This is a genomic window from Brevundimonas nasdae (genome assembly GCF_019395145.1).
Classification (GTDB): Bacteria; Pseudomonadota; Alphaproteobacteria; order Caulobacterales; family Caulobacteraceae; genus Brevundimonas; species Brevundimonas nasdae.
In genome coordinates this window covers 2,931,960-2,944,809 of record NZ_CP080034.1, presented here as the reverse complement: position 1 = coordinate 2,944,809, position 12,850 = coordinate 2,931,960, and the positions used below count along the sequence as shown (strand labels likewise).

Annotated in this window: 9 protein-coding genes and 1 riboswitch; of the genes, 2 read left to right on the top strand and 7 right to left on the bottom strand. The window is 68.4% G+C overall.

What is annotated here, in order from left to right:
- Window positions 1–28 precede the first annotated feature (28 nt).
- From trpS to mutS, 4 genes are all read right to left on the bottom strand, one after another.
- A complete protein-coding gene (trpS, locus tag KWG56_RS14380; protein ID WP_219352654.1) occupies window positions 29–1,075 on the bottom strand; it encodes a tryptophan--tRNA ligase in 1,047 nt (348 codons plus the stop codon).
- A 123-nt stretch (window positions 1,076–1,198) separates the two neighbouring features.
- The gene (gene murJ, locus KWG56_RS14375; RefSeq protein WP_219352653.1) at window positions 1,199–2,794 is read right to left on the bottom strand and encodes a murein biosynthesis integral membrane protein MurJ; all 1,596 of its coding nucleotides are present in this window, start codon (window positions 2,792–2,794) and stop codon (window positions 1,199–1,201) included.
- Window positions 2,795–2,829: 35 nt separating this feature from the next.
- Window positions 2,830–5,538 carry a [protein-PII] uridylyltransferase gene (gene glnD, locus KWG56_RS14370; protein WP_219352652.1) on the bottom strand — a complete coding sequence of 903 codons (2,709 nt, stop codon included), beginning with the start codon at window positions 5,536–5,538 and terminating at the stop codon, window positions 2,830–2,832.
- Between the two features lie 43 nt (window positions 5,539–5,581).
- Entirely contained in the window at window positions 5,582–8,263 is a 2,682-nt protein-coding gene (gene mutS / locus KWG56_RS14365) for a DNA mismatch repair protein MutS (RefSeq protein WP_219352651.1), read from the bottom strand.
- Between the two features lie 75 nt (window positions 8,264–8,338).
- Window positions 8,339–8,526: riboswitch (cobalamin riboswitch) on the top strand.
- A 147-nt stretch (window positions 8,527–8,673) separates the two neighbouring features.
- On the opposite strand from mutS, the gene KWG56_RS14360 reads away from it, so the two are divergent.
- Window positions 8,674–10,500, top strand: coding sequence for a TonB-dependent receptor plug domain-containing protein (locus KWG56_RS14360; RefSeq protein ID WP_219352650.1), 1,827 nt, complete (start codon window positions 8,674–8,676; stop codon window positions 10,498–10,500).
- Here KWG56_RS14360 and KWG56_RS14355 read toward each other — a convergent pair.
- On the bottom strand, window positions 10,484–11,341 hold the full coding sequence (locus KWG56_RS14355) for an aldo/keto reductase (protein ID WP_244999748.1): 858 nt from the start codon (window positions 11,339–11,341) through the stop codon (window positions 10,484–10,486). The genes KWG56_RS14360 and KWG56_RS14355 overlap by 17 nt on opposite strands.
- Here KWG56_RS14355 and KWG56_RS18820 point away from each other — a divergent pair.
- Complete coding sequence (locus tag KWG56_RS18820) at window positions 11,274–11,417, top strand: hypothetical protein (protein WP_244999768.1); 144 nt, start codon at window positions 11,274–11,276, stop codon at window positions 11,415–11,417. The genes KWG56_RS14355 and KWG56_RS18820 overlap by 68 nt on opposite strands.
- 68 nt (window positions 11,418–11,485) lie before the next feature.
- Here KWG56_RS18820 and maiA read toward each other — a convergent pair whose 3' ends face one another.
- Both maiA and KWG56_RS14345 read right to left on the bottom strand, forming a co-directional pair.
- Window positions 11,486–12,121, bottom strand: a complete 636-nt coding sequence (gene maiA, locus KWG56_RS14350) for a maleylacetoacetate isomerase (RefSeq protein ID WP_219352648.1) — start codon at window positions 12,119–12,121, stop codon at window positions 11,486–11,488.
- Entirely contained in the window at window positions 12,121–12,774 is a 654-nt protein-coding gene (locus KWG56_RS14345) for a fumarylacetoacetate hydrolase family protein (protein ID WP_219352647.1), read from the bottom strand. Before KWG56_RS14345 ends, maiA begins: the two co-directional genes overlap by 1 nt.
- Window positions 12,775–12,850: the final 76 nt, after the last annotated feature.

Below are 12,850 nucleotides of genomic sequence, written 5' to 3'. Positions count from 1 at the left end.
GACGCAGCGTCCGAAAATCGCCAGACCGTTACGACCAGAAGCCGACGATCTTCTTGACCTCTTCGATCACCGGATCGGCGACCTCGGCGGCGCGCTGGGCGCCGTCGGCCAGGACGCGGTCGATCTCGGCCGGGTCGTTCAACAGGCGGCGCATCTCGGCCGTGACCGGAGCCATGGACGACACCGCCAGATCAGCCAGCGCCGGCTTGAAGGCGCCGAAGCCCTGACCGCCGAACTCGGCGATTACCTGTTCGCGGGTCAGGCCTGCCAGGGCGGCGTAGATGGCGACCAGGTTCTTGGCCTCGGGGCGCGCGTTCAACTCGTCCAGCGTCTCGGGCAGGGGCGCGGGGTCGGTCTTGGCCTTCCTGATCTTGGCGGCGATGGTGTCGGCGTCGTCGGTCAGGTTGATGCGGCTGTTGTCGGACGGGTCCGACTTGGACATTTTCGCCAGGCCGTCGCGCAGGGACATGACGCGCGTCGCCGGTCCCTGGATGACGGGATCGGGCAGGGGGAAGAAGCCGGGCACGCCGAAGTCGTTGTTGAACTTCTGGGCGACGTCGCGGGTCAGCTCCAAATGCTGTTTCTGGTCCTCGCCGACCGGCACCTCGGTCGCCTTGTACAGCAGGATGTCCGCCGCCTGCAGCACCGGATAGGTGTAGAGGCCGACCGAGGCGCGTTCCTTGTGCTTGCCCGACTTCTCCTTGAACTGGGTCATCCGGTCCAGCCAGCCGAGGCGGGCGACGCAGTTGAAAATCCAGGCCAGCTCGGCGTGGGCGCGCACGGCGGACTGCGGGAAGATGATCGTCTTTCTGGGGTCCAGACCCGAGGCCAGATAGGCGGCGGCGATCTCGCGGCGCTGCGTCACCAGCTTGGCCGGCTCCTGCCAGACGGTGATGGCGTGCATGTCGGCGACGAAGACGAAGATCGGCGCGCCCTGGTCCTGAAGCTCGACGAAGCGCTTCAGCGCGCCGAGGTAGTTGCCCAGGTGCAGGGCGCCGGAGGCCTGGATGCCGGACAGGATGCGGCGCGGGCCGGTGTAGGCCGGGGCTGCGGGGGCCGGGGTCTGGTCAGTCATGGATTGAATCTCGGAAAATCAGTGTCAGGCGTGGTGAAGGGAACGGCTTTTCAGCCGCGCCATCGCAGATCGAAAATGAAACCCGAGTTCGTCATGGCCTCGCGCTTATCGGTTCGGGGCCGATCAGTCCAGACCAGACACATTGGCGGCGCCGGGTTCGCGGCGAAGCGTCGCCTTCAGCTCCGACACGGTGACGGCCCGGAACAGGAACAGACACGCCCCGTACAGCACGGCCCCCACGCCGCAGACGATCAGCACGGCGATCTCCTTGGCCAGAAAGATATGGCTGAGCAGACCATAGTTGACGCTGGCGGCGAACAGGGCGGCGGCCATGACCAGACTGGCGGCGAAGACCCGGCTGATGCGCGACAGGAAGGCGGGAGAGGGCTTCCAGCTGTTCTCGCGCACCAGGACGCCGCCCAGAAGCGCGACATTGACCCAGGCCGAGGTGCTGGTGGCGATGGCCAGGCCCAGCACGCCGTCCCAGCCCCGAGCGCGGAACCAGAAGAACAGACCCGACCCCAGGACCACGGTGATCACCACGCTGGTGATGGCGAAGATCATCGGGCGGCGTGTGTCCTGACGCGCGAAGAAGGGCGGGGTCAGCACCTTGGCCAGGACGAAGGCGGGCACGCCCCAGGCGAAGTGGCGCAGCACATCGGCGGTGCGGCTGGCGTCGGCCGAGGTGAAGGCGCCGCGCGTGACGGTGGCGTCGATGATGAAGAAGGGGATGACGAACAGGGCGACGGCGGCGGGCAGGGTGAAGGCCATGGCCAGATTGATCCCGTCGTCCAGCGTGCGCTGTCCGCCCTCATGGTCGCCGGCGACGAAGGCCTTGGTCAGGCGCGGCACCAGGGCCAGGCCGATGGCGACGCCCACCAGACCCAGCGGCAGTTGATACAGGCGGTCGGCGTTATAAAGCACTGAACGCGCCCCTTCATCCGACCCGGTCAGGAACTGCGACACCAGGGAGTTGATCTGCAGCGCGCCGCCCGCCAGCGCGCCGGGCACGGCCAGGGCCAGCGTATGGCGGACGTTCGGGGTCAGGCAGGGCAGGCCGATCTTCAGCCGGACGCCCAGGCGCTGCACGCCCCACCACAACAGGACCGCCTGAATGACGCCTGAGACGGTCACCGCCGTGGCGACCATCAGCAGAACCGTCTCCTGCGGGATCGGCAGGAACATGGGCGGGACCAGCGCGGCCAGGGTGCACAGGTTCAGGAACACCGGCACGGCGGCGGACAGGGCGAAACGCCCCCCCGTGTTCAGCACGCCCGACAGCAGCGAGGCCACCGTCATACAGGCCAGATAGGGCATGGCCAGCTGGGTCGCGATCACGGCGGCGCGCAGCACCTCGGGCTGGTCGCGATAGGCGGACAGCAGCCACGGCATGATCCACGGCATGACGACCTGCAGCAGGATGCAGAAGCCCGCCACCATGGCCAGCATGAAGCTGAGGGCCTCGGACGCCGTCACCGCCGCCGCCTCGTCGCCGTCACGCGTCTTGACCCCGCCATAGACCGGCACGAAGGCCTGGGCGAAGGCGCCCTCGGCGAACAGGCGCCGGAACATGTTGGGCAGCATCAACGCCGTGGTGAAGGCGTCCATCATCGGCCCCTGACCGAAGCGCGCCGAAAGGGCCAGGTCGCGAACAAAGCCGAGGAGACGGCTGCCGAGCGTGAGCGACGACTGAACCAGAGTGTTGCGGGCGAGGCTCATGCGGGCATTCGATAAAGGCGAGAGACGTGGGACGCTTAGCGCGGCTGGGCGTCCGGCGATACCGGCTTTGCGCGTGGGCTGCGGCGGCCCAGTTCGGAGACGTCGCGGGCGCTGGCGCGGGCGGAGGCGACCTTGCGTCCGGCGGGGGCGGGGGCGCGGCGGTCCAGCACGGCCTCCAGCGCGGTCTTCAACTCGTCGATCCGCTGCTCCGAGGTGATCTTGCGGCCCTTGCGGTCCACCACATAGAAGCTGTCCACCGCCCGTTCGCCATAGCTGGCGACATGGGCGGAGCGGATGTTCAGCCCCTCGTCGTTAAAGACGCGCGACAGGGCCGCCAGCAGACCCGGACGGTCGGCGCCCGACACCTCGACCACCGTCGCCGTCTCGCTGGCGTGGTGGTCGATCATGACGACGGGACGCACCTCGAAGGCGGCCTTGCGGGCGTTGCCGACCGGTTCGGGCGCCTTGCCGATCCGTCCCTCGCCGCGCGCGGCCTTCTCCAGCGCCTCGACCAGGATCTTGAGCCTTCGCGGTTCGGCCTGGCCGTAGGGCAGGCCTGCGCCGTCCTGCACGCGGAAGACGTCCAGCACCACGCCCTGATCGCTGGTTGCCACGCGGGCGTCGGTGATGTCGGCGCCCAGGGCGGCCATGGTCTGGGCCAGGTCGGCGAACAGGCCGGGCCGGTCGGCGGCGGCGATGGAGATTTCGGTGGTCTGGACCGGCAGGCCCTCGACCGCCAGCGTCGGCACAGCCTCGGCTGCGGCCCCGGTCAAACGGGCGCGCTCGACCAGAGCGGCATAGTCGGCCAGAGGATCGGCGCTGGCCACGTCTTCGCCCCGGAACAGGGCGTTGACCCGGTCATAGAGGGTGCGCATCAACTGTCCCTTCCAGCCGTTCCAGACGCCCGGCCCCACGGCGCGGATGTCGGCCACGGTCAGGACCAGCAGCATCCGCAGCCGCTCGGGATCGCCGACCAGTTCGGCGAAGGCGCGGATGGTCGCCGGGTCGCTCAGATCGCGCTTCTGGGCATAGTCGGACAGGGCCAGATGGCTGCGGACCAGCCAGACGATCAGTTCGATCCGCCGGGGATCGACGCCCAGACGTTCGCAGGCGCGCCGTGCGGCGATGGCGCCGTCCTCCAGCTGGCCCCGCTCGCCGCCCTTGCCGACATCATGCAGCAGCATGGCCAGCATCAGGGCCTCCATGTCCGAAATCAGGTGCACGATCTCGGACGCCATCGGGTGGTCGGTCTTCAGCTTGCCGCGCGCGATGTCATTGATGATGCCGATGGCCTGCAGCGTATGCTCGTCCACCGTATAGGCGTGGTACATGTTGAACTGGGTCTGGCCGACGATTCGCCCCCATTCCGGCAGGAACCGGCCCAAAAGGCCCGTCTCATTCATGATGGTCAGGCTGCGATAGGGCCTCTGGCCATGGGCCAGAACATCCAGAAAGGCCCGGGTCGCCGCCGGATCGCGCCGCAGTTTCGGCGTCACCAGAGACAGCGACCGCGTCACCGCCGAAAAGGCGTCCGGGTGCAGGTCCAGATCATGCCGGTCGGCGCAGGCGAACAGGGTCAGAAGCTTGACCGGATCGGTGGTGAAGACCTCCTGGCTTTCGATCGACAACCGCCCCTGATCGACCCAGAAGCCTTCGACCTCCAGCTTGCGGCGGGCGGGGCGGAAAGGCGTCATCAGCCGCGACAGGCCTTGGGCCGTCTTCTGATGGCGGGCCTCCAGCTTGGCCGACATGGCGCGGGTCAGGGCGCCCACATCGCGCGCGATCAGGAAATAGCGGCGCATGAACCGTTCGACCGCAGGTTCGTCGCCACGGCCGCTCCATCCCATGCGGCGCGCCACCTCGGGCTGCATGTCGAAGGTCAGCTTCTCCTCGGCCCGCCCGGCGATCAGATGCAGATGGATGCGGACCCGCCACAGGAAGTCGAACGCATCGTCGGAGATGCGCCGCTCGCGCGCCGTCAATAGTTGATCCATGACGGCGGCGCCCAGTCGGCTTTCGGGGGCCAGCGAGCGTGCGATCCAATACAGGGTGTTCAGATCGCGCAGGCCGCCCTTGCCGTCCTTGACGTTGGGTTCGACCTTGTAGCGGACGGCCCCGGCCTTGGCGTGGCGCACCGCGCGCTCCTCCAGCTTGGCGGCGATGAAGGGACGGGGATCGGACTTGGCCACCATGTCTTGGAACCGATTGATCATCAGCCGGGCCAGCGCCTCGTCGCCCGCCAGCCAGCGCGCCTCCAGAAGCGTGGTCCGCACCGTCATGTCGGTGCGCGACAGGGCCAGGCATTCCTCGACCGAGCGGACGGCCTGGCCGACCTTCACGCCGAGGTCCCACAGCACATAGAGGACGAACTCCACCACCTTCTCGCTGCGCGGCGTGGCCTTGGCCGGGCGCAGGAACAGAAGATCCAGATCCGAATAGGGCGCCAGCACCCGCCGCCCGTAGCCGCCGACGGCGACCAGAGACAGGCGCTCGCTTTCCACCACGGACACCGGCCACAACACCTTGGTCGCCACCGTCCACAGGGCGCCCAGCATTTCGTCAGCGGCGGCGGCGTACAGGCGCGCCACGTCCCGGCCCTTGGCCCCGGCGGACAGGCGGCGTTCGGCCCGCGTGCGGGCGGCGGCGTAGGTTTCCTTCAGCACGGCGGCGACGGCGGCGCGCGGATCGTCGCCGCGCGCGGCGGCCTCCAGAAGATCGTCCAATGTCGGCGTCGCTGCGGTCATGGGCGATACATAGGCAGTCGCCGTGCGTGCGTCTCGTGCGCCGTTACAGAAGACCTCTCAGGCGATAAAGGGCCTCCAGCGCCTCGCGGGGGGTTAGGCTGTCGGGGTCGATGCCCGCCAGCGCCGTCTCCACGATCGAAGGTCCGCGTATCGGCTCCGGCTCGGCGAGCGCGAACAGGGGCAGGTCGTCCAGACGGGCGGTCGCCGCCTTTTCGCCTTCCAGCCGCTCCAGCACCGAGCGGGCGCGGGCGACGACCGAGGACGGCACGCCCGCCAGCTTGGCCACCTGAACGCCGTAGGACCGGTCAGCGGCGCCGGGCGCGGCCTCATGCAGGAAGACCAGATCGCCGTTCCACTCCTTGGCCACCATCGACAGGTTGCAGACGTGGTCCAGCCGCGTCTCCAGCTGGGCCAGTTCATGATAATGGGTGGCGAACAGGGTGCGGGCGCGGTTGGTTTCGTGCAGGGCCTCGGCGGTGGCCCAGGCGATGGCCAGGCCGTCATAGGTGGCGGTGCCGCGTCCGATCTCATCCAGCACGACGAAGCTGCGGGGCGTGGCCTGGGTCAGGATGGCGGCGGTCTCGACCATCTCCATCATGAAGGTGGAGCGGCCGCGCGCCAGATCGTCGCCTGCGCCGACGCGGCTGAACAGCCGATCCACGACGCCCAGACGCATCGAACGCGCAGGCACGAAGGCCCCGGCCTGGGCCAGGATGACCAGCAGGGCGTTCTGGCGCAGGAAGGTCGACTTACCCGCCATGTTCGGTCCGGTGACGATGGCCAGACGGGCGCAGTCCTGACCCGATCCGTCCAGACGGGCGTTGTTGGGCGTATAGGGCGACCCTTGCGCCTTCACCGCCGCCTCGACCACGGGGTGGCGTCCGGCCTCGACGGAGAAGACCAGGGTGTCGTCGACGACGGGGCGGGTGGCGCCGACCTCCTGCGCCCATTCGGCCAGGGCGGCGTGGGCGTCCAGTTCGGCCAGAGCTTCGGCCACGGCCTGAAGCGGCTGGGCCAGACGGGCGATCTCGCGCCGCCAGGCCTCGAAGATCTCGCCCTCGATGGCCAGGGCGCGATGTCCGGCCTGACTGATCTTTGCGTCCAGCTCCGACAGTTCGACGGTGGTGAAGCGGACCTGATTGGCCAAGGTCTGGCGGTGGATGAAGGGGCTGTCGGGACCCGCGCGCAGCAGGCCCTCCGCCGTCTTGGCCGAGGTCTCCAGGAAATAGCCCAGCACGGCGTTGTGCTTGACCTTGAACGGCACGCCGGATTCGGCGACGGCGCGGGCCTCCAGATCGGCGACCACGCGGCGGCTGTCGTCACGCAGACTGCGGGCGGCGTCCAGTTCGGGGCGATAGTCGGGGCGCACGAAGCCGCCGTCGCGGGCCAGGTGCGACGGTTCGTCGATCAGGCCGTCGGCCAGATCAGCCTTCAGCCGCGACAGGTCAGCCGACAGGGTCAGCCGGTCCAGCGCCAGGGCGATACGGCGCGGCTGGCCGGTCAGGGGATCAACCTGACCGACAAACAGACCGGCGATGCCTTCCGCGATCGTCAGGCCGATGCGGACAGCGGCCAGATCGCGCGGGCCGCCGCGTCCCAGCGCCAGACGCCCGACGGCGCGGGCCACGTCCGATGAGGCCTTGAGGCCGTCGCGCAGGTCGCGCCGCAGGTCGCGCCGCTCCAGCATCCATTCGACGGCGTCGAGCTGTTCGTTGATCGCCAACGGATCACGCAAGGGCCGGGCGATCCGTTCCGCCAGCGCCCGCGCCCCGCCCGATGTGACGGTGCGGTCGATGCAGGCCAGAAGCGACCCCTCCCGCTCGCCGCGCTGGGTGCGGTCGATCTCCAGACTGGTCCGGGTCGCCGGGTCGATGGCCAGGAAGCCGCTGTCGCCCAGTCGGCGCGGCGGGGCCAGGGCCGGAACCTTGCCGGCCTGGGTCGTCTCCAGATAGGCGGCGATCAGGCCCAGCGCCGAAACCTCGCCTTCCTCGAAGGCGCCGAAACCATCCAGGGCCGCCACGCCGTACAGGCGCTCGACCCGCGTCCGCGCGGCCTGCGGCTCGGCGATGGCCGAGGCCAGGGCCTGGACCACGCCGCCCGATCCGTTCAGGGCGTCGCGCGTCGTCTCGTCAGAATACATCCGGTCGGTGACCAGAACCTCTGACGGGCGAAACGCCGCCAGAGCTGCGCCCAGGTCTTCAATCGAACAGGCGACGCTGTCGACCGCACCCGACGACAGCTCGACCACGGCGACGGCGGCCCGTCCCTTGCGCACCGCCACCGCCGCCAGACGGTTGGCGCCGCGGGCATCCAGCAGGCTGTCTTCGGTCAGGGTGCCGGGCGTGACCACCCGCACCACGCCCCGGTTCACCACGGCCTTGCCGCCGCGCTTCTTGGCCTCGGCGGGGTCTTCCAGCTGTTCGCAGATGGCGACCTTGTGGCCCATGCGGATCAGACGGGCCAGATAGCCGTCCAGCGCATGGACCGGCACCCCGGCCATCGGAATGTCCTCGCCCTGATGCTTGCCGCGCTTGGTCAGGGTGATGCCCAGCGCCGCCGCCGCGACCTCGGCGTCCTTGAAGAACAGCTCGTAGAAGTCGCCCATGCGGAAGAACAGGATGGCGTCCGTCTGCCCCGCCTTGGCCGTCAGATACTGGGCCATGAAGGGCGTCGCGCCTTCGATGGCGGCGGCGATTTCGGGGGGATGGGTCACAGGCGCGTTCATGTGGCCCTAGGGTGACGGATCGCAACCGACGCCTCAAGCCCGTTCCGCCAGCCTTGCACAGGCTTGTCCCCCCTGCGATAGCCTCCAACAGGCGGTTTAGGGAACGTGGTCAGACACCACGGCTGTTCCCGCAACTGTAGGCGGCGAGAACGTCGTCCGTCCGGGTCCGCGATCCCGGCGTCACTGGTCCAAGGACTGGGAAGGCGAGGGCGATGTTTGTTGAACCGCAAGCCAGGAGACCTGGCCGCCTGTTGTCGCTCGCCCCTGTCCGGGAATAGGCGGAGGCGCGGTTTCTTTCCGTTGCAGCGACCCGATCTTGCGCCGTCCAGCCCCCAGCGGGTCTGGCGGATCGGTTCGTTCACATCGGTCTCTCGCGCGCATTCGCGGGGCCGCAACGGGGATTTCGCTCAATGAAGCGTTCCATTCTTCTCGCCTCGGCCGCGCTCTCGGTCGTCGCCATCGCCGCGCCCGCCATGGCCGAAGACGCGGTGCAGGTCAGCGACGTCGTCGTCACCGCCACCCGCCTGCCCGCCATCGTCGCCGACACGCCCGGCGCCCGCGTCATCGACAGCCAGACGATTGAACAACATGGCGCAGTCTTCGCCGCCGACATCCTGACGACCGTGCCAGGCCTGTCCATCGCCCGCACCGGCGCCTTCGGCGGCCTGACCCAGGTCCGCATGCGCGGCGCCGCGCCCGGAAAGACTCTGGTTCTGGTGGATGGGGCGCCCGTCAATGATCCGGCCGAGATCAATGGCGCCTTTGACTTCGGCAGTTTTGAACTGGCCGACATCGACCGCATCGAAGTGCTCAGCGGCCCGCAGTCGTCGCTGTGGGGGTCGGACGCCATCGGCGGCGTGATCTCCTTCACCACCCAGGAAGTCCAGGGCATGCGCGCCGAGGCTGAAGCCGGCAGTTTCTCGACCGTGCGCGGCCGCCTGTCGGCGGGCGTCGCCAACGACAAATACGCATTCGGCGCCTATGTCTCGCGCTTTGAAACCGACGGCATCTCGGCCGCCGACGAGCGCGACGGCAACACCGAGCGCGACGGCCTTCGCAACACCACCGTCGGCGCCAAGGGTCGCTACGCCTTCAACGACACGACCAAGATCGACGGTTCTGTCCGCTGGGTGAAGAGCCATGTCGAGATAGACGGTTTCCCGGCCCCGAACTACAGCCTGGCCGATACGGACGACACGGCGGACAGCGAGCAGTGGTCCGGCTTTGCGCGGGTCACCACCCAGGCCTTTGGTCTGAAGCATCAGTTCAGCGTCTCGGCCTCGGACATCGAACGCACCACCTACAGCGGCGGCGCCGGTTCGACCTTCAGTGGCGACCGTCAGGTTTATCGCTGGCAGGCGGACGGCAAGACCCAGAACATCGCCTACGCCTTCGGCGCCGAACGTGAAGAATCCAAGGGCGACCTGTCCACGGGCCTGTCGCGGGATCTGGGCACGACCTCGGTCTTCGGCATGGCGCAATATGATGCGGGCGCACTGAACCTGACGGGCGGTCTGCGTTACGACGACACCGACGATTTCGGCTCCAAGACCACGGGCCGGGTTTCGGCCGCCTATCACCTGAACGGGGGTTTCACCGTCTCGGGCGCCTATGGCACCGGCTTCAAGGCGCCGACTGTCGTCCAGGCCCTGTGCGACTGGTGCTATGCGCCCAAACCCTGGCCGGAACTGAAGCCTGAAACCGCCGACAGCGTCGAGCTGGCGCTGGGCTGGGCTTCGCCGGATGGTCGTTTCGACGGTCGTGCGACGGTCTATCGCCTGAACATCGAAAACCAGATCTCCTACGTCGCAGGCCGCTACATCAACATCGCCAAGACCCGTTCTGACGGCGTCGAGCTGGAAGGCAGCGCGCGTCTGGGCGCAGGCTTCGACCTGACCCTGGCCTATGCCTGGACCGACGCCACGGACCGCACGACGGGCGCGCGCCTGTTGCGCGTGCCGGAAAATACAGCCTCGGCGACCCTGGGCTGGACCGGCGAGCGTCTGTCCGGCACCCTGACGGTGCGTGCAGAAGACGATCAGGATGACTCGGGCGGCTTCTCGACCGTGGTCCGCAAGGGGTTTGTCACGGGCAATCTGAACGCGGCCTATGTGTTGACGGACAACATCACCCTGACCGCGCGGATCGAGAACCTGACCGACAAACACTATCAGCAGGTGTTCGGTTACGGCGAGCCCGGTCGTTCGGGCTATGTCGGGATCAGGCTGCGCTACTGATCCGGGCGCGGGCGTCGGCGGTGAAACCCGCCGGCGCCTCCAGCGCCAGCGTCGACCAGTCCAGGTCGGGGCAGGGCGCGTGGGCGGCGGCCAGGATGGCGCGCAGTTCGGCGGCGGAGGCCACGCTGGCGACGATCTTGTCGACGGTCTTCAGCGACAGGGCGTAACCCAGGGCCGCCTGCATGGGGTCGCAGCGCTGCTCGGCCAGGCGCCGACGCGTGCGCGACAGGGCCTGGGCGTGTTCGGCCAGCTCCGGCGGAAGATCATCCCCGCCCGCAAACAGCAGGCCGCCTGCAAAGACGGACGACAGATGCACGGCCGCGCCGGCGTCCTTGACCGCGTCCAGCACGTTCTCGCGAACGGCGCGCTGGTCCAGCAGATTGCAGGGCAGTTGCACGACATCCGCATTCAGCCGCCGCGCCAGCATGGCGGGCTGATCCTCAAGCGAGGCGCAGAATCCGATGCTGCGGTAAAGACCCCGGTCCTTCAGCTTCTGCAGGCGATCCCACAGGGCGCGGCCTTCTGCGCCGGCCAGATCGGCGGCGTTGGACACCAGCAGCACCTCGCCGCGCGGCAGGCCCATCCGCTCCAGCGAACGGCGCGCGCGGGCCTCGATCCGGTCCAGACCTTCGCTCAGGGCCACGGTGCGGACGGTGACCTGGAAGGGCGAGGGGAAGGGCCAGGCCTGTCCCAGCAGACGTTCGTTGTCGCCTTCAGGCCGGGTGGCGATCAGTTTGACGCCCGCGTCCGCCCCGGTCTGCAGCAGGAAACGCATGGCCTCCTCCCGCGCGCCGGACGGCGCGGTCATGAAGGCGGACGTCGCACGCGCAGGCTCGGTCACCACGGCGAGGGCCAGGCGATGGGTGGGCGAAGACGCCGAAGGTGTGGCGGGAGAATACGTCACCCTCGGACAATGACGCGGAATACTTAAGGGACGCTGAGCGAGACGTTACGCGATCCTTACTTATCCACCGCTGATATGCGCTCAGGCGTCGGCGTCGGGCTGGCGGTCCGGGTGGGCGGAAACAAAGGCGGGGTGGGCGTTCGCACGCTCCTCGACCGCCAGAAGAACCGGCCAGGGCGACAGATCGATGTTGAATCTGCGCGCCGAATACAGCTGCGGGATCAGATAACAATCGACCAGGCTCGGGGCGTCGCCGAAGCTCCAGCCGCGCCCGTGCTGCTTCACCAGCGTCTCCAGGGCGTCGAATCCCGGCGCGATCCAGCGCGCGGCCCAGGCGTCGACGGCGTCCTGATCGGCGTTGAAGTCGTGACGCAGGGACTTCAGGATGCGCAGATTGTTCAGCGGGTGGATGTCGCAGCCGATAAGGGCGGCCATGGCGCGGACGATGGCGCGGTCGTTGGCGGTGTTCGGCAGCAGGGCCGGTTCGGGGTGCGTCTCCTCCAGCCACTCCAGAATGGCGGGGCTTTGGGTGATGACCAGATCGCCGTCCTGAAGGGCGGGAACCATGCCCTGGGGGTTCAGCGCCAGATAGTCGGCCTGTTTCTGCTCGCCCTTGCGCAGGTCATGGGCCGACAGTTCATAGTCCAGGCCCTTCAGCGCCAGACCGATGCGGACCCGGTAGCTGGCGCCGGAACGCCAATAGCCGTGCAGGATCATCAGACGATCTCGAAGCTGAGGGTTTCCAGACACGTGATGCTGACGACGACCCTGTCGCCCTTCACCACGGGGCCGACGCCCGACGGGGTGCCGGTGAAGATCAGGTCGCCGGGCTCAAGCGCCCATAGTTTGCCCGCCGCCTCGACGATGCGGGCGGGGTTCAGGATCATGTCGTCCAGCGTGCCGGATTGTTTCGTCTCGCCGTTCACCGTCAGGCTGATGACCCCCGCCGGATCGGGCAGGGCGCCCAGGGTGAGGGGGCCGCAGGGGGCGGACTGGTCGAAGCCCTTGGCCGCATCCCACGGGCGGCCCGCCTTCTTGGCCTCGGCCTGCAGGTCGCGACGCGTCAGGTCGCAGCCGACCGCCCAGCCGATGATCTGGCTGTCTTCGCCGATGGCGGCGACCAGTTCGGCCTCATAGTGCAGATTTCCGGTCGCGGTCGGATAGGCCGGGTTCGCGCCATCGGACACGACCGCGTCGCCGGGCTTGGAGAAAAAGAAGGGCGTCTGTTTTTCCGGGTCCGATCCCATCTCGCGCGCATGGGCGGCGTAGTTCTGGCCCACGCACAGGATGCGGCGAACCGCAAAGCGTCGGTCGTCGCCGACGATCGGCAGGGACGGGGTCGGGCGGGGTGGAAACAGCCAGCGAGTCATGCGTTTCTTCTAATGCGACGATTGGCGCCTGACGAGAGCCAGTCGCTTTGTTGCGTTGCGGGAACCTTGACCACGG